The organism is Mesorhizobium sp. M0317, from assembly GCF_040321555.1.
In the GTDB taxonomy this organism is placed as follows: domain Bacteria; phylum Pseudomonadota; class Alphaproteobacteria; order Rhizobiales; family Rhizobiaceae; genus Mesorhizobium.
Window position 1 is genome coordinate 1 of the sequence record NZ_JAMYRV010000003.1, and the last position, 17,766, is coordinate 17,766.

General features: G+C 62.9%; 14 protein-coding genes and 1 pseudogene. 2 read left to right on the forward strand and 13 right to left on the reverse strand.

Translation table 11 applies throughout. The features are described from left to right. Positions 1 to 378 (forward strand): annotated as a pseudogene (locus NKI88_RS04185) (UTP--glucose-1-phosphate uridylyltransferase); the annotation flags it as partial. Here NKI88_RS04185 and NKI88_RS04190 read toward each other — a convergent pair. Beyond that, the gene (locus NKI88_RS04190) at positions 379 to 2,154 is read right to left on the reverse strand and encodes an outer membrane beta-barrel protein (RefSeq protein ID WP_352653854.1); all 1,776 of its coding nucleotides are present in this window, start codon (positions 2,152 to 2,154) and stop codon (positions 379 to 381) included. It abuts the pseudogene before it with no gap. A gap of 150 nt (positions 2,155 to 2,304) precedes the next feature. Here NKI88_RS04190 and NKI88_RS04195 point away from each other — a divergent pair, with 150 nt between their 5' ends. Further along, positions 2,305 to 3,300, forward strand: coding sequence for a KpsF/GutQ family sugar-phosphate isomerase (locus tag NKI88_RS04195; RefSeq protein ID WP_352653856.1), 996 nt, complete (start codon positions 2,305 to 2,307; stop codon positions 3,298 to 3,300). Positions 3,301 to 3,387: 87 nt separating this feature from the next. Here the strand turns inward: NKI88_RS04195 and NKI88_RS04200 are convergent, their stop codons facing one another. From NKI88_RS04200 to NKI88_RS04255, 12 genes are all read right to left on the reverse strand, one after another. After that, a complete protein-coding gene (locus NKI88_RS04200) occupies positions 3,388 to 3,852 on the reverse strand; it encodes an NfeD family protein (protein WP_023671953.1) in 465 nt (154 codons plus the stop codon). A 101-nt stretch (positions 3,853 to 3,953) separates the two neighbouring features. Next, a complete protein-coding gene (locus NKI88_RS04205) occupies positions 3,954 to 4,904 on the reverse strand; it encodes an SPFH domain-containing protein (protein ID WP_023671952.1) in 951 nt (316 codons plus the stop codon). A 158-nt stretch (positions 4,905 to 5,062) separates the two neighbouring features. Next, positions 5,063 to 6,127 (reverse strand): ferrochelatase, encoded by a 1,065-nt coding sequence (gene hemH, locus NKI88_RS04210; protein WP_352513985.1) that lies wholly within the window; start codon positions 6,125 to 6,127, stop codon positions 5,063 to 5,065. Positions 6,128 to 6,281: 154 nt separating this feature from the next. After that, positions 6,282 to 8,309, reverse strand: coding sequence for a 5'-nucleotidase C-terminal domain-containing protein (locus NKI88_RS04215; protein WP_352653859.1), 2,028 nt, complete (start codon positions 8,307 to 8,309; stop codon positions 6,282 to 6,284). 197 nt (positions 8,310 to 8,506) lie between these two features. Continuing rightward, positions 8,507 to 8,884, reverse strand: a complete 378-nt coding sequence (locus NKI88_RS04220) for an Omp10 family outer membrane lipoprotein (RefSeq protein ID WP_023683250.1) — start codon at positions 8,882 to 8,884, stop codon at positions 8,507 to 8,509. A 189-nt stretch (positions 8,885 to 9,073) separates the two neighbouring features. Continuing rightward, a complete protein-coding gene (locus NKI88_RS04225; RefSeq protein WP_352653861.1) occupies positions 9,074 to 10,519 on the reverse strand; it encodes a homospermidine synthase in 1,446 nt (481 codons plus the stop codon). Between the two features lie 127 nt (positions 10,520 to 10,646). Further along, a complete protein-coding gene (locus NKI88_RS04230) occupies positions 10,647 to 11,885 on the reverse strand; it encodes a hypothetical protein (protein ID WP_352653863.1) in 1,239 nt (412 codons plus the stop codon). Between the two features lie 2 nt (positions 11,886 to 11,887). Beyond that, entirely contained in the window at positions 11,888 to 12,811 is a 924-nt protein-coding gene (locus tag NKI88_RS04235; RefSeq protein ID WP_023740963.1) for a heme-dependent oxidative N-demethylase family protein, read from the reverse strand. A gap of 52 nt (positions 12,812 to 12,863) precedes the next feature. Beyond that, a complete protein-coding gene (locus NKI88_RS04240; RefSeq protein WP_031245950.1) occupies positions 12,864 to 13,526 on the reverse strand; it encodes an aminotransferase class IV family protein in 663 nt (220 codons plus the stop codon). Continuing rightward, positions 13,475 to 14,620, reverse strand: coding sequence for an aminodeoxychorismate synthase component I (locus NKI88_RS04245; RefSeq protein ID WP_023733478.1), 1,146 nt, complete (start codon positions 14,618 to 14,620; stop codon positions 13,475 to 13,477). Before NKI88_RS04245 ends, NKI88_RS04240 begins: the two co-directional genes overlap by 52 nt. A 154-nt stretch (positions 14,621 to 14,774) precedes the next feature. After that, a complete protein-coding gene (locus tag NKI88_RS04250) occupies positions 14,775 to 15,491 on the reverse strand; it encodes a helix-hairpin-helix domain-containing protein (RefSeq protein ID WP_023733477.1) in 717 nt (238 codons plus the stop codon). Positions 15,492 to 15,903: 412 nt separating this feature from the next. Next, a complete protein-coding gene (locus NKI88_RS04255; RefSeq protein WP_352653866.1) occupies positions 15,904 to 17,742 on the reverse strand; it encodes a M3 family oligoendopeptidase in 1,839 nt (612 codons plus the stop codon). Between the last annotated feature and the right edge of the window lie 24 nt (positions 17,743 to 17,766).

Genomic DNA, 17,766 nt, shown 5'->3' on the forward strand with positions numbered 1-17,766 from the left:
GGCGCGGACACCCATCACGGCTTCCGCATCCCCGAAGTGGTGGAGAGACCCCAGCCCGGCACCGCGCCGTCCACTCTCTACATCAACGGCCGCTACTTCCTGCAGCCCGAGATTTTCAAGATCCTCGAAAGCCAGGAACAGGGCGCCGGCAACGAGATCCAGCTCACCGACGCGATGCTGAAGCTGGAAAAGCAGCAGCCCTTCTTTGGCTACCACTTTCAGGGCCGCACCTTCGATTGCGGCTCGCCGGAAGGCTTCGTCGAGGCCAATGTCGCCTTCGCGCTGTGGCGCAGCGACATGAACGAGAACATGGCCGGCGTCATCCGCACGCTGCTTGATGAGATGAAGCCATCCGAGCGTCGCGGCGCTGCTTTTTAGCTACCGCTGCAGCTTCAGCCCCAAATAGATGCTGTTGGCGGTGTAGTTGCGCCCGGGCAGATTGCTGGTCAGCTTTTCGGTGCGGGCGCGGCTGGTGAGGCCGACATAGCGGTTCAGCCACCAAGTCAGCCCGGCCTCTGCACTCAGCGTCATGTCATGGCTGTCGGAGCCGGTGTAATTGCGCCAGTCGAGCCCAAGGGCTGCGTTGCCGGTCAGGTCGGCGCGGATCTGCCGCTCGCCGGTGAGGCGGCCGGAATAGAGGATGTCGCCGCTCTCACCGGCATTCGTTGTGCCTTCGACCGTGGTTCGCCCGGTGAGGCCGATGATGGTGCCGCGCTCGGGCGACCATTTGAGGTCGGCATTGATGGTGGCTCCCGAAATCGCCTCCAGGTTCTCGTCGTCGATCGCTTCCCGAAGCCAGCCGGCCGAGAACTCACCCTTGAGCTTCTCGCCCATGTCGACTTCGATACCGGCGCGTGCGCCAAGCCGGGTCGAAGAGCGCTCGAAGCCCTTGTTGTCGATCCGTTGGTCATATACCCGGCGGCCGAGCTCAATCTCGGCAAAGGGCGTCAGAGCCGGGGAAATTTCATAGCCGGTCCGCAACGTTGCGGTATAGAGCGTGTTGTCCTGGTCCTTCTGCGACAGCGAGGTGCCATCGGTAAGTTCGGCATCGCCATAGATGTCGTGGGAGACTGCGCCGGTCAGCGCAAAGCGCATCTTGCCGACGTCCTTCTCGACGCCGAGGCTGCCGTCGACCGTCTGGCGGATCGGCTGCGATTTGACGCCGGCAATGGCGTCGGGCGCGGAGGCCGATTCCGGCGCAATCTCGTAGCCGAGCTTGGCGATGGCGCGCAGTTCGTTGTCGAGGTCGACATTGTACGTGCCTTGGATACGGCCGCGTGCCTCATTGATCTTCTGGCCCGAAATGGTGTTGCGGAAATTGCCGTAGCCGTCGATGACCGCCGAATTCTCGCGCCAATCGGAGGCGGCGGAGAAACGCAGCGCCGTTTCGGACAGCACCGCCGACTTGCCGCCAGCGCTGGAATCGGCGTTCGACGTGACGGCAACGCCCTGCTCGAGCGTCGGCCGCAGCAGGAACGAGCCGACCTTGATGCCGGGCGCCGCGTACGGGTCGTCCTCGAGCTTCTTCTTCTGGCCCTCGATGGCGTCGGTGCGTTCGGCTCCAGGGTGTCGGTCGACGCCGTCGACGGTGAGGACACGGCGGTTGGCTGTGTCCTGATCGGCGTCGCCTGCCGCAGTGCCGTCCGGAGTCGCGGCGGTGGTGGTCTGGTCCGTGGCTTTGCCAGGCTTCTTCTTGTCGGCGGCCTTGGTTTTGTCCTTGGCCTTGTCTGCATCCGCGGCGGCGCGTTGCTTTGCCGTCGACGGACGGCGTGGCTGGACAGTTGGCGGCTTGTCGGCGAACGAATCGTCGATGGTCGCCGGCGGGTCGAAAATGCTGTTTGCGCCGGCCTGTGACGGGTCGGTGTCGTCAGGCAAGGCGCCATCGCTGGCCGGCACATAAGCGGTTGGCGTGTTTCCCGTGGGGGCGGTGTCGGCAGGGGCGGGCTTGACCTGCGTGTTGGCCTTGCTCAATTGCCTGGCCCGGCGCTGCTGGTCGGACAGGATCGCCGATTCCGAAACTTCACCGCGCAGCTCGGTCTGCTGGGCATGAAGCGCAGTTGGCCGCAGCAAAGCGAGCACGCTCGTCGCCAGAAGCAGAGCGCAAAAGGCTCTGCCCGTTCGACCTTTTTTCTCTTGAGGCTGGGCCCGCGACATCGTCACCACTGCTTGCGCGGCGCAAGCGCGCCATACTTACCGAACCGTAAACGGGGATGGTTAACGGAGGGTTGAAGGTGTGCCTGCACGACATGGCTGGACGGCAATTCTGTTGGACAGGCGAACGGCAAAGCGCTAATCGCATCAGCCATGCATGCGGGATCCCCAGAAAAGAAGCCTTTGGAGGCTTCGGTCGCCTCGGCGCTGAGAACGGTAGCCACGGAACAGGCCGGCGTGGCGGCATTGGCCGCCGCGCTGGAGAACGAACTGGCCGAACCTTTCGCCCGCGCCGTCGACATGGTGTCGCGCATCAATGGCCGCGTCATAGTCACCGGCGTCGGCAAAAGCGGCCATATCGGCACTAAGATCGCGGCTAGTCTGGCTTCGACCGGCACGCCTGCCTTCTTCGTCCATCCGGCGGAGGCCAATCATGGCGACCTTGGCATGATCGCCAGAGACGATGCCATCATTGCCATGTCATGGTCCGGCGAGAGCAAAGAGTTGATGGGCATCGTCGCCTATTCCAGGCGCTTCTCGATCCCGCTGATTGCGATTACCGCGGGCGCGGCCTCGGCGCTGGCGCGCGCGGCCGCCGTGGTGGTGCTCCTGCCGTCCGCGCCGGAAGCCTGCCCGCACGGTCTGGCGCCGACGACATCGACCCTGCTGCAACTGGTGGTCGGCGATGCGCTGGCCATAGCGCTGCTCGAAGCGCGCGGCTTCACGCCCGACCATTTCCGCACGTTCCACCCCGGCGGCCAGCTCGGCGCCAATCTCACGCAGATCCACGAGATCATGCATGTCGGCGAAAGGCTGCCGCTGGTGGCTTCCGGCACGGGCATGCGCGAGGCGATCCTCGAATTGTCGAACAAGGGCTTCGGCTGCGTGGCGATCGCGACGGCGGATGGCGCGTTGGTGGGCATCATCACCGATGGCGACATCAGGCGTCACATCGGCAGCAATCTCATGGAAATGAGCGTCGATCAGGTGATGACGAAAAAGCCGAAGACGGCCACACCGGACACGCTGGTGGCGACGGCGCTGCAGATTATCAACAATTCGGCCATTACGAGCCTGATGGTGGTCGAAGGCAGGCGGCTCGTGGGACTGGTTCATCTGCACGACCTGCTGCGCATCGGCGCCGCCTGAAAAAATCAAAGGACGCGTCGCGTTCGGGAAGCCCTAGACGACGCGGCCTGATTTTCCGGATCGAAAGCGCCATGCGCTTTCGAAATGTCAAACAGCCTCGACGGTCAGTTCCAGATCCGTGTCGGCCGAACTGACGACGCGCACCTGCGTGCCGGCCGGCAGGTCGGGACCGGAGACGCGCCACAGTGTATCGCCGAGTTTGATGCGGCCGCGACCGTCCTTGATCGGCTCGGCCAGCGTTGCCATCCTGCCGACCAACTGCGCGCCGCGCCGGTTGAGCAGCGGCTGGTCGCTAGGGGTATTACGCCCACCAACCAGCTTCTTTCCGGCAAAGGCCGAGACCAGCGACAGGGCCAGGAAGGCGAGGACCTGGACTTCCCAGGCCCAGAAGCTTGCGTCCCAGACGAGCAGGGAAATCACACCGATCACCAATGCGGCGATGCCGATCCACAGCATGAATATTCCTGGCGCGATGACCTCCATCACCAGGAGGACGAAGCCCAGAACCATCCAGTTCCACGGACCAAGTTCGGAAATGATGCGGTCGAACATGGGAGTGCGCTCCTAGTTCTTGTTTGAGAGCATGATCTTTTCCGAAAACCGGCTCCCACTTTTCGGGATCATGCTCTTATGATCTCAGTTCTCGCCCGATCTCAGTTTTCGCTTGGGCGAACCACCGGAGGGCGGGCGGCCTGCCTGGCGGCGCCGGCGGTGCCTTCGCTGCGGAACACCTCCCTGGCGATCTCGCTTATGCCGCCGAGGGTGCCGATCAGCGCCGAGGCTTCCATCGGCATCAGCACGACCTTGCTGTTGTTAGCGGTGCCGATCTTGCCCATCGCTTCGGTGTATTTGAGCGCCACGAAGTAATTGAGTGCCTGCACGTCGCCCTTGGAGATGGCTTCCGATACAACCTGGGTGGCTCGCGCTTCGGCCTCGGCCGAGCGTTCGCGCGCCTCGGCGTCGCGGAAGGCGGCTTCCTTGCGGCCTTCGGCCTCGAGGATCTGCGACTGCTTGAGGCCTTCGGCGGCGAGGATCTGCGCACGCTTATTGCGTTCGGCGGTCATCTGACGACCCATCGATTCGATGAGGTTGGCCGGCGGATTGATATCCTTGATCTCGACGCGGGTGATCTTGATGCCCCACGGATGCGCCGCTTCGTCGACGACGCGCAGCAGGCGCTCGTTGATGGCGTCGCGGTTCGACAGCAATTCGTCGAGGTCCATCGAGCCCATGACGGTACGGATGTTGGTCATCGTCAAATTGAGGATGGCGTTCTCCAGGCCGGCGACCTGGTAGGCGGCCTGGGCCGCATTGAGGATCTGGTAGAAGGCGATGCCGTCGACGCCCACAATGGCGTTGTCGCGCGTGATGATTTCCTGGCTCGGAACGTCGAGCACCTGCTCCATCATGTTCATCTTGGCGCCGATTCGGTCGACGAACGGCACGATGAGGTTGAGGCCGGGGCTTAGTGTTTTGGTGTAACGACCAAAGCGCTCCACCGTATAATTATAGCCTTGCGGGATTGTCCGGATGCCTTTGATAAGAAGCACCAATACCAGAAAGGCAAGCGCACCAATCGCAATACCGAAACCACTGAAGTCCATTTGAATCTCCCTCAGATGCCGGCCATGGCGTTGATTCCATGCAACCGACTTCACCAAACACTTAGGTGTGTTTCAATAATGTTACAATCAGGTGATCGTTGATTATTAGTGCATGGAATAGCGCAACTGCGGCGATCGATCGCCGCAACGTGGCGGCCTCAGACCCAGCCCGACAGCTCGCGCCGCACCATCGCCTCGATCACCGCCATGCCTTCTGCACTGTCGTTGAGGCACGGGATGTGGGCGAATTTCTCGCCGCCGGCGTGATGGAAGGTCTCGGCCGCCTCGCGGCCGATTTCGTCCAGCGTCTCGATGCAGTCGACGGAAAAGCCTGGGTTGACGATGGCGATCGATTTCACGCCGTCCTTCGCCAGTTTCTCGACCGTCTTGTCGGTGTAGGGCTGCAGCCATTCCTGGGCGCCGAAGCGCGACTGGAAGGTGATGATCAGCTTCTTTTCATCCCACCCCAGTCGTTCACGCAACAGCCGTGTCGTCTTCTGGCAGTGGCAGTGATAGGGATCGCCCTTCTCGAAATAGGGCTTCGGGATGCCGTGATAGGAGGTGATGACCACCTCGGGCTCGAAGTCTAGCGTTGCCAGATGCCGTTCGATCGAATGGGCGAGCGCCTCGATGTAGACCGGCTCGTCATAGTAGGGCGGAACACTGCGCACGGCAGGCGCGCGGCGCATCTTCATCAAGGCGCGAAACAGCTGGTCGTTGGCGGTCGCGGTGGTGGTCGCGGAGTATTGCGGGTAGAGTGGGAACGACAGGATGCGGTCGCAGCCTTGTTCGACCAGCCTTTGAGCGACGCTCGCGGTCGAGGGGTTGCCGTAGCGCATCGCCCAGTCGACCACGACATCGGGTAGGTCGATGAGCGCTGCGGCCAGCTTTTCGCTCTGCGCGCGGGTGTAGGTGCGCAGCGGCGACTCGTTCCTCTCGCGGTTCCATATCCTGGCGTAATTGGCGCCGGACTTCTTCGGTCTGGTGGTCAGCACCAAGCCGTAGAGGATCGGATACCAGATCGCCTTGTTGAGTTCGATGACGCGCGGATCGGACAGGAATTCGCGGAGATAGCGCCACATCGGCTTGAAATCGGTACCGTCGGGCGTGCCGAGATTGACCAGCATGACGCCGATCTTGCCTGCCTTTACCGGCGGATGTCCCGCCGGCAGCAGGTCGAGCGCTTTCGCGGCTTTGGGGTCGACAGGCGTGGAAAGCGTCATGAAGGTCTCCCGACACCGCGAAACCGACGATGTCGGGCGAACCTAGCGATGCGGCGCGAGTTTTCAATGCTGCGTCTGGCCGCACCTTACCCTGAAAGCCAAAAACCGCCCGGTTTCCCGGACGGATTTTGCTGGTCGCAAGCGCGAAGCGAGGTTACTTCGCCGGAATGGTCAAGCTCGCGCCGACCGGAAGCCGGCGTGGCTCGTAGCCTTTGTTGGCCTCGGAGATCACCTTCCACTTGGCGCCGTCGCCGTAGGCCTTCTTGGCGAGATCCCAATAGGTATCGCCGGCGACGATGACATGGCTGGCTTCGGCCGGGGCGCCGTCAGCCGGCTTTGCCGGAGCAGGTGCGGCTTCGGCCGGTTTTGCCGGTTCGGCCGGAGCCGGCGTTGCCGGGGCGGTTTCCGCCGGGACAGTCGGCGGCGTGGTGGTGATGTCGCCGGAGCCTGCCGGCAATGCGGGCATCGCCGGCTCCGCCGGTGCAGCCTCGGCCGATTTTGCCGGTTCCGCTGGAGCAGGTGCCGGTTCGGCTGGTTTTGCCGGCTCGGCGGCCGGGGCAGCCGCTACGGTTGCGGCAACCTCGGTGATGCGGCCGTCGAGCTTGGGCGTGTAGGGCCGGTGCGCGGCGAGATAGTCGGCAACCACCTGTTCGAGGCCGGGGCCGTAATCATAGGCGTTCTTGGCCTTCTCGGCGAAGACCTTGTAGCCGTCGCCGCCCTGGCGGACATAGTTGTTGGTGGCGACCAGATAGTCCTTGTCCGGGTTGATCGGCGCCCAGGCGCCGCCTTCCATCACCTCGACCGACTTGACTCGGCCGGCATTGGGCGCGACCGACTTGTCGAATGAGTATTTCAGACCTGCCACTTGCGGGAAGCGGCCGCCGCCGTCCTCGACCTGGCTGACGCCGTTTTCCAGCCCGGCAACCAGATCCTTGCCGGAAATCTGGAAGGTCGCCAGCGTGTTCTGGAACGGCAGCACGGTCAGCACCTCGCCCATGGTGACGGTGCCTTTGTCGATCGAAGCACGCAAGCCGCCGCCATTGGAGACGACGATCTCGACGCCCTGTCCCTTGACCCGGTCGAGGATGGCGTCGGAGACGAGGTTGCCCATCGGGCATTCCTTGGTGCGGCAGCTTTCGCGGCTGCCGTCGATGGCCTCGGTGGTCTCGGCCACTTCCTTGTTCTTCAGCGCCTCGATCGGCGCACCGAGTTCCTTGATGCGGGCAAGAACGGCCGGATCGGGAATGATCGACTTGTCGAGGAAGATCGGGTCGCCGCTGGCTTCCTTGACGTTGCCATTGTCTTCGAACACGACCTTGAATTCGCCGAGATATTTCGAATAGGACGCGGCCTGCACGACAGGCACCTTGGAGCCGTCGGGGTTGTCGACCATCGTCGGATAGGGGCCTTCCGCCTTCGGGTCGGTGTTGGACAGAAGCGAATGGCTGTGGCCGCCGACCACCACATCGATGCCCGGGATCTTGGCGATGACATCGCGCTCGCGCCTGTAGCCGATATGGGTGACGGCAATGATCTTGTTGACGCCTTGCGCCTTCAGCTTCTCGACCTCGGCGGTGATCGACTTGACGTCGTCCTCGATGGTAATGTTGGGGCCGGGAGAGGCGAGTTCCGGCGTGTCGTTGGTCACGGCGCCGACAATGCCGATCTTCTGGCCGCCGATCTCAAGCACAATCGACGGCTTGATCTTGCCTGCGGCGCCGGACTTGTCGTTGGGCACGACATTGGCGCTGACGATCGGGAACTTCGCCTTGTCGAGATAAGGCACCAGCGCGCTCTCGCCATCGTCGAATTCGTGGTTGCCGAGCGTCACCGCGTCGGGCTTGATCTGATTGAGGAATTCCTCCTCCGCCGTGCCCTTGTAGGTGATGTAGAACAGCGATCCCTGAAAGCTGTCGCCGGCATTGAGCAGCAGCACGTTCTGGCCTTCGAGCTTCTTGCGCTCCTGTGCGATCGCGGTGACCAGCCGGCCGGCGCCGCCGATGCACTCACCCTTGGTCTCTTCCTCGGCCGAGCAGGTCGACTCGTATTTGTTGTTGCCTTCGATGCGGCTGTGCCAATCGTTGAAATGCAGGATGTTCAACGTGTAGTCGGCAAAGGATGGTGCGGCCGACAGGCCGAGTGTCGAGGCAGAGAGGGCGGCAATGGCGGCGAGCTTCTTCATCTTCGTCTCCCGGATATGATCAAAGGCGTTTAACGCTCTTGCCCGACTGCAGGATAACAGCCAGCATTTCGGGTATGTTCACATCGCGGTTGTGGCGATGCAAGAGGAATCAGGGCGGATAACCGGCATCGGTTTGCCGGCATAAAAAAGGCGGCGGCATCGCGCCGCCGCCATCCGCAAAGCCGCATGGGAAAGGTTCAGCCGCGCCTGGTCAGCACGAAGTTCTGCCCGGCGGAGCTGGTGCAATTCAGCTGGTTTATGGACACCAGCAGGCAGTTGAAAGCGATTGGCTGCTGCCGGATCAGCGAGGTTCCGTTGATCTCGACCGAGGTGGCGCCGGTCTTGGTGTAGCTGCCGTCAGCGAATTTCTCACCGGTCTCCGCCGAAACGGTGGTGAAGACGCCGCCGTTCAATGTCGAGACCGCCTTGCCTTCGGCGTTCAGCCATGAGCCTTCGACGCCTCGCGCCTGCGATGAGATCGGTGGCCCGTCGGAACCGCCGGTGGTGCAGGCGGCAAGCATCGTCGCAAGAGCGCCTGCCGCGCCCGCAGAAAGAATTTTGCGCGCAATCGTCATATCAAATCCTCTCCTGACGCATCGGCCCAATCGTCAAACGACGTTTTTGGGGAACACGATGTGCGTGGCCTCAAGTTTCCAGAGCCGTCCCTCGTGCGTCCAAATGGATGCACACTGCTCTCGTCCGCATCCCTTCAATCGCCCGATTTCCGGGCGATTGCAAGGCAGTGAGGCAGGGGTATGGAACCGCTATCGAACGAGGATGTTGCGGAATTGCCACGGGTCGCTTTTGTCGAGGTCCTCGGGAAACAGGCCCGGACGGTTATCGAGCGGCGTCCAGTCGGTGTAGTAGCCCTTGACCGGTCCGAGATACTGGGACTGCACTTCCAGGCAGCGTTTGTAGTCCATCTCGTCGGCCTCGACGATGCCGGCTTCCGTGTTTTCCAGCGCCCAGACCATGCCGGCGAGCACGGCCGAGGTGACCTGCATGCCGGTAGCGTTCTGGTAGGGCGCCAGCTTGCGGGCTTCGGCCAGCGACAGCTGCGAACCGTACCAGTAGGCGTTCTTGGCATGGCCGTAGAGCAGCACGCCAAGCTCGTCGACGCCGTCGACCAGTTCGTTTTCGTCAAGCACATGGTGGACCGGCTGCGGCTTGCCGGCAGCGCCGAACATTTCGTGGAGTGACAACACGGCGTCGTTGCAGGGGTGATAGGCATAGTGGCAGGTCGGGCGGTATTGCACCTTGCCCTTCTTCGACCGCACGGTGAAGAAGTCGGCGATCGAGATCGCCTCATTGTGCGTCACCAGGAAACCGTATTGCGCGCCCGGCGTCGGGCACCAGGAGCGCACGCGGGTGTTGGCGCCGGGTTGTTCGAGATAGATCGCAGCCTTGGAGCCATGCTTGTGCTCCTTGCCGTTCTTCGGCATCCATCTCTCATGCGTGCCCCAGCCGAGCTCGGCCGGCTGCAGCCCTTCCGAGATGAAACCTTCGACCGACCAGGTGTTCCAGAACACGTTCATCGGCTTCGGCTTCTTGGTGCGCTGGGTGTCGCGCTCGGCGATGTGGATGCCCTTGACGCCGGCCTTCTTCATCAGCTTCGCCCAGCCGTCACGGTCGTCCTGCGCGGGTTCGGAAAACTCGAGGCCGAGGTCGCCGGCAAGGTTCAGCAGCGCCTGCTTGACGAACCACGAGACCATGCCCGGATTGGCGCCACAGGTCGAAACCGCGGTAGCGCCGCCGGGCTTGTCGTGCTTCTCCTTGATCAAGGCTTCGCGCAGCGCGTAGTTGGTGCGGCTGGCATTGTCGGCCTTGGCGTCGAAATAGAAGCCGAGCCACGGCTCGACGACGGTGTCGATGTAGAGCACGCCGAGCTTGCGGCAGAGCCGCATCAGGTCGACCGAGCCGGTATCGACCGACAGATTGATGCAAAAGCCCTGGCCGCCACCATTGGTCAAAAGCGGCGTCAGCAGTTTCTTGTAGTTTTTCTCGGTCACGTGCTCCTGGACGAAGGCGATGCCGCGCTCGTCGAGCAGCTTGCGGTCGGTGTCGAGCGGGTCGATGACCGTCATGCGCGACTTGTCGAATTTGAAATGGCGCTCGATCAGAGGCAGCGTTCCCCGTCCGATCGAACCAAAGCCGATCATCACGACAGGGCCGGTGATTTCACCGTAAACGGGCCAGTTTTCATTCGCCATTTTATCGAGCACTCCTTCAAGCAACGCGCCAAAACGGCCGTTCGACCGCCGCGCGACAAACCATAGATCATTGTCACAATAAAGCGAAAAGCAGGGATAAGGTTAGTTCCCGGCCGCCCAGATACGCCTACGGTTCGAGCAGTTTCGCGAATTCCGGTGTGAACAGCGCTTGTGCTTCGGAGACTGGCATTTCAACGAGATCGCCGCCGCAAGCCTGGATGACGTTGGGCAAACCTTGCAGGCCGAAGACCAGAACCTGCCTGTCGCCATCGCGCTTCAGGCTGGCGCCGAGATAGTCGCTGATCAAATCGTCGATGCCGCATTCGGCCTCGTAATCCACCTCGGTCTGGTCGCTTGGCTTCTTGCGGTTTTCCCTGACGAAGGCGGCCAGCGAGGGGCCTGGCTTGCCGTCGCCCGTATCGGAAAACATGTCCTGAAGGGTAAGCAAGGCGCCACGGCGCACGTCCATGACATAGGCGTCGGAATAGTTGTTCGGATGCGCACCGCCGCAATAGAGGCTGCCGGATTCCGACCAGCTCATCAGCTTCGGCGTCAATGACGTCACTTTGGACGTCGTGTCTTCGTAGCCGCCAAGCGAATCGTCATCCATGCCCTCCATCGGTGGTCCATCGTGGAAGCCGGCGTATTGCAGCGCCGCGCACGTCAAGGCGCTGAGGCTGTCATGCCAATGGCGGTTCTGCAGCAAGGCATTGGCGGCTTCGATCGGCGCACCGCCGGCGAGATCGACGATGCGCGGCCTGGCGAATTTGGTGCGTGGATCGGTGACATAGTTGTAGGCTGCATCCGGCCAACCTTCCTTGGCGTCTGCCTTGGGCGCGAAATCCAGCTTGAGATAGTCGTAGGGCGATGCCGCCATGGTGATCGGCGCATCGTCACCCGAGAATGTCATATCGGTGAAATCATAGAGATCGCGTGGCGTCGTCGCCGGCGTCTCCGTCTGGGCACGGCTGGCGAACCTTGTCAGCTTCAGCGGCAGGGTCTTTTTGGCCGTCCAGGTGCCTTCCAGCGTCTTGCCCTTGTCGGCGGAACTCAACCGCCAGACGGCGCCGATGGCTGGAGCCTGGCCGTCGCCGCACTTCTTGGCATCGCAGGCTTCTTCCTCGGCCAATTGAAAGGTGGCGCCCTTGCTCGACTTCGCCTGCAGAGGAATATCGACGCCCTTGGAGCGGTAGAAATAGCGGCCCGCCAGTGCCTCTCCAGCCGTCGCCGGATCACCGGTAAACTCGACGACGATGTCGATGTTGCCGAGCTTCCCCGCATAGGTCACCGGTTCCGCATGCGCTGTTGCCGGCAACGCCAGCAATGCACCGAGCAGGACGGCTAGCTTCAGAACATGTCGGATCATCGTCACTCCTGAGCCATGGTTTGCAGGCGTTGCACCAGCCGGTCACGGTCTGATGTCATCCCCTTATAGTCGAGTTGAGCCTCATCCAGCGCCTGCAATTGCGCCGCGAAAGAGGCGGCAAGCGTTGCCCGGTCGGGATGCCGCGCCAGCACTTTCAGCGGGTCGAGATGAATGCGGATGGTGAACAGGATGTCGCGCGACAGAGGCAGTTTGCGCAGCGTCTGGCGCTCGACGCGGATGAAGGCGTGGGCGTTGACGTCGCCGTCGGGAAATCGCGAGGGGCGGTTGGTGGCACGGTCGATGCGCTCGACATTGGAGAGCGGATGATAGAGCGCGTCGCCGGCCTGGATCGACCAGTTGAAGCGTTCGACGGCCTGGCCCTGCAGGCCGTCGAACATGCGGTTGATGAGCTCGGCCGGCCTGGTGCCCGGACCGAAGCCCGGCACCGGTGCATGGATCTGCTGCAGCGGCCGGCCGAATTTCTCGACCAGCGACCAGGATGACGGGAAACACAGCGAGCCGGCGGCGAGCCGCCAGCCGGTGTCGTCACGGCGCATCAGGATCAGGTCTTCCTGGACGAGCAGCGACGCTGCGACCAGCGGGGCATCGGGGATGGTGGCGTCAGAGTCGGCTTTGGCGCCAATGACCTCAACCCCGGCATTGGTGCGCCGGTACATCCCGGGAAATGTCGACAGCAGATGTGCTTCGATGAGGCCGCGCACTTCGCGCTGGGCGTCGCGCGTGCCGTCTTCCTCGACAAACACCTTGTCGGGAATTTCGGCATACAGCCGGCGCTTTTCGGCGAGATGGTCGAAGAGATACCGGTCGACCTCGATCCATTTGTCGAGCTCGAGCGGCTTCAGCCCGATGGTGAAGAGCTTTGAGGAGCCATCATAGGGCGTGTGCGTGGGCTGAGGAGAATTCATGCTTCGCTAGAAAGTGTCCAATGCCCGCTGTTATTCTCGCAGCCGCTTCGTATCAGGCCAATGTTGCCGGGATCAAGCCGCGCAGAGAATTGCCGACGAACAGTGTTTTGGCGGATTTCAACTCGTCATAGCTGTAGATCGCCTCCTGGGCGCGGCCTTCGTCCAGCAGCTCGGCGCGCAATACGCCAGGCAGCAGGCCGCAGTCGAGCCTGGGTGTCATCAGCATGCCATCACCGAAATCGGCGAAGACGTTGGTGATGGTGCCTTCGCAGATTTCACTGCGCTCATTTGCGAGCAACACTTCGTCGGCCTGGGTGATCAGATATTCGGAGCGGGCGTGAGTGTAGACTTGCCGCCGGCCGGTCTTGTGGCGCAGCAGCGTGTCGGCCGAGGAGAGCCGCACCCGTGCCAGCTGCAGCCGCCAGACCTTGTCGGCGGCGAACGGCTCATAGGCCTGGACCGAGGCGGTCACTTCGCCATTGCGCTGCAGGACGAGCCGGGTGCGCAGCGCCGTCTGCTGCGCCCCGATAGTATTCGCCAGCACCTCGCCGATCCGCTGCGGATCGCAGGCAAAGCCGAGTTCTTCCGCCGAGCCGTAAAGGCGCGCGAGATGGCGTTCGAAGCGCAGAAAGCCCTGGCCGGGCTCCCAGCGCATCGTCTCGATCAGCTCGAAATCGGCGGTGTCCCCGTCGCGAAGCGCGCCTTCAGCAGACACTCCTGATACTCCTCTTGCGCCGTCGAATCGAAGACGACGCCGCCGCCGACATTGTAAACGGCCTCGCCACTGGAAAAGAGCGATATGGTGCGGATCGCCACCGAAAAGCGCATCATGCCGCCAGGCGCGATCCAGCCGATGGCGCCGCAATAGACGTCGCGCGGTGTCTCTTCCAGCTCGTGCAGGATTTCCATGGCGCGGATTTTCGGTGCGCCGGTAATCGAGCCACAGGGAAACAGCGCGCCAAAGATTTGGCGGATGCCGAGACAAGGCAGAAGCTTCGCCCGCACACGGCTCACCATCTGATGGACGGTCGGGTAGCTCTCGATGCGGAACAGTTCCGGCACTTCCAGCGTGCCGATCTCGCTGATCAGGGAGATGTCGTTGCGCAGGAGATCGACGATCATCCGGTTCTCGGCCTGGTTCTTTTCGTCGTTGCGCAAGAAGGACTTCAACCGCGCGTCCTCGGCCTTGGTCGCGCCGCGCGGTGCGGTACCCTTCATCGGATGGGTTTCGATCATGCCTTCGGCATCGATCGCGAAGAACAGCTCGGGCGAACGCGACAAGACGATGGGATCGCCGAGCGAAATCAGCGCGCCATACTTGACCGGCTGGCGTCCTGTCAGTGCGTCGAAGGCAGCAAGCGGATCGCCCGACCATTGGGCACGGACCGGAAAGGTCAGGTTGCCTTGGTAGCAATCCCCCTTGCGGATGTGGTCGTGAAGGCGCGCGAAGCGTTGGGCGTAGTCCTGAGCGGACCAACTGGCCCTGGCGTCGAAGATGGGGCCATTGGTGGCCGGCGCATCGTTGCGCGGCACGGCCTCTTCGGCCGGGGCATCGAAGACACCCAGACAAACCAATGGCGCGCGCCGGCCTTCAGGCAGCAGCGGCACGAGTTTCGGTTCGAGCAGATAGCCCGCTTCGTAGGAGAAATAGCCGGCCAGCCATTTGCCGGCATCGCTCGCCGCCTGCGCAGCCGCCAGCGCCGGCAGAAAATCCTTGGCATCATAGGCAATGATGATGTGGGCCGGGTGGTCGAAGACCAACTGACGGCCGCTTTCATCGTTGCGGAAAATGGCAGAGGGCAGGGGCATGGGGCTCGGGTACTGCGGTCGATGACGCCAGAACCGCTCTATATGGGGGCCGGGCGGCGTGCAATCGAGGGAGCGGCGTCGCGGGGCAAAGACAGTGGCGAATGCAAGACGGCGCCCGAGAGCGCCGCCTTCTGGTTATGTTGCCGATGACAGATCAGCTGTTGTTGGCGGTCCCGGCGCTCGGGAATTGGCGTGCGAACTCCTTTTCGTCGCCGGCGGCAAGCAGCTTGGCCTGCTCGACCCACTTTTCGCGAGCGATGCGGCCGTCGAAATTCAGCGTGTCCTCGATGCGCTTGACGTCGGCCGCGGTCCAGCCGGCGATCTGCGCGTAGGTCGTGACGCCAAGGCCCTTGAGCAGTTTGTCGTTGACCGGGCCGATACCGATCAGGCGACGCAGATTGTCGGCCTTTCCAGCTGCCGGGGCGGCCTTCTTCGGGACGGCGGCGGGCTTTGAAGCCGCGGCGTTGGGAGCGGCCTTGGCGGCGGCAGGTTTGCTGGCCGCTGGTTTTGCGGCCGCGGATTTGGCCGCAGCTGGTTTGGCCGCGGCGGGTTTGGCGGGGGTCGGTTTCGCGGCCGGGGCGGACTTGGCCGTTGCCGCTGTCGATACCAGCGCGGCCGGCGCCGAACTTGAAGGCTTGGCGGATGGAGCTGATGTTTCACGCAGCCGGCGTTCGAGATCGGCGCGGGTCTTGCCGCAGGCGTCGAGTTCGCCAGTCAGGCGATCGGCGTCGGCGCGCAGTCTGTCACGCTCGCTGCGGGTGCGGTCGAGATCGCCGCGCAGGCTGTCGAGTTCGCCGCGCAGCCGGCCCCAGATAAACCAGCCAACCAACACACCTACAAGGAACGCCAGGACAATGTAAAAGAAGGTCATCGTCTCTCTCCAGTCGGATCCGTCCGCCGCCGTCCCAAGTCATGACCTTGGCAGATCGGATCATCCAATGTGGTTCGGCGGCTCAGGGAACAGCCGGTCTGTCGTCGAGTGTCGGCGTTCGGCTTTCCGCCCATTGCCAACCGTCGCTGTCGCATTCGTCAGACCGCTGCCATGGGCCGGGATACTGTCCGGCCTTAAGCCGCGCGCCCGGCTGAGCTTCAGTCGGAAAGCTATCATACGGCTTCGGGAAAGCTAACGGAATTTTCGCCGGAGAGTTATTCAAGAACAGATATTTAGAACAAGAACAGAGCTGCCGTCACATGCATTCCGGCTAAACTGTTCTGCGATTCTGCAAAGTCGAGGCCGCTGCTGAACCTGCCACTCTGCGCCATCGGTCCAATGGGTGCGCGCATTAACTGTCGAGCGCTTCCAACTCGTCGATCAGGCCGCCGATCACGCCAAGCCCGATCTGCCAGAAGGCGGGGTCGGTGGCGTCGAGGCCGAAGGGGGCGAGAAGTTCGGAGTGATGCTTGGTGCCACCAGCGCGCAGCATCTCGAAATACTTATCCTGGAAGCCGTGCTCGGCGTTCTGGTAGACCGCGTAGAGCGAGTTCACCAGGCAGTCGCCAAAGGCATAGGCGTAGACGTAGAAGGGGGAGTGGACGAAGTGCGGGATGTAGGTCCAGAAGACCTCATAGCCCTCGCGCAGCTTGATCGCCGGCCCCAGGCTTTCTGCCTGCACCTCGAGCCAGAACTGGCCGAGCTTGTCGGAGGTCAGTTCGCCGTTCTTGCGCTCTGCATGCACCTTGCGCTCGAACCCGTAGAAGGCGATCTGGCGCACGACCGTGTTGATCATGTCCTCGACCTTCTGGGCGAGCATCGCCTTGCGCTCGCGCTTGTCGGTGGTCTGGTCGAGCAGCGAACGGAAGGTCAGCATCTCGCCGAATACCGAGGCCGTCTCGGCCAAAGTCAGCGGCGTCGAAGCCATCAGGGCGCCCTGGCCGCCGGCCAGCACCTGATGCACGCCGTGGCCGAGTTCATGCGCCAGCGTCATCACATCGCGCGGCTTGCCCATGTAGTTGAGCAGCACGTAAGGGTGCGCCGAAGGCACGGTCGGATGGGCGAAGGCGCCGGGCGATTTGCCGGGCCTGACCGGCGCGTCGATCCAGTTGCGGTCGAAGAAGACGCGGGCGATCTCGGCCATATCAGGTGAAAAGCGCTGATAGGCCGACAGCACGGTGTTCCTGGCGTCGTCCCAAGGGATCACGGCCTGCGGCGTCTCGGGCAAGGGGGCGTTGCGGTCCCAGTGGTTCATCACCTCCATGCCGAGCCAGCGCGCCTTCATCGCGTAGTAGCGATGCGACAGGCGCGGATAGGCTTCGCGCACGGCCGACGCCAGCGCGTCGACCACGCTGCGCTCGACGCGGTTGGCGAGATGGCGTGAATCGGCGATGTCCTCGAAGCCGCGCCAGCGGTCGGAAATCTCCTTGTCCTTGGCCAGCGTGTTGGTGATCAGCGTGAAGGTGCGCAGGCTCTTGCGGAAGGTTGCGGCCAGCGCTTCGGAGGCGCGGCGGCGGACCTCCCCATCGGCGTCCTGCAGGCGGTTCAGCGCCGGCTCCAGCGTCAGTTCCTCGCCGTCTATGTCGAAGCGCAGATCGGTCATCGTCTCGTCGAACAGCCGGTTCCAGGCACCGCGTCCGGTGATCGATTTCTCATGGAACAGCTGCTCGACCCGGTCCTCGAGCTGGTAGGGCTTGTCCATTCTGAGGTCGAGCACCCAGGGGCGGTAATGGGCAAAGCCGGCGTCGGCGGCGAGGGCTGCTTCTAGCGCCTTGTCGTCGATCAGGTTCAGCTCCAGCGCGAAGAACAAAAGATGCGCGCTGGCGTCGGTCATCTTCTCCTGGATGTCGCCATAGAGCTTTGCGCGCTGCGGATCGGCGGTGTTGCCGGCATAGATCAGGCCGGCATAGGAGACGATGCGGCCGATCAGTTCCTCCAGCGCCTCATAGGCTGTCAGCGCCTCGCCAAGCCTGCCGGCGCTGCCGCGCTCGGCCTCCGCAGCCAGCGTGCCCTTCCAGCGGTTCTCGAAGGCGACGGCATCGGCCGCCGCCTTGGCAAGGTCGCGCTTCAGTTCGGGCGCCTCCATGCCGGAATAAAGATCGGCGAGATTCCATTCCGGCAGGTCGCCGAGTTCCGCCGCGCCCTGACCGGACGCTACCGCCGCAAGCTGCCGACCGAGAATCCTGCTCATCAACAATTACCTTCTGGAATCAAG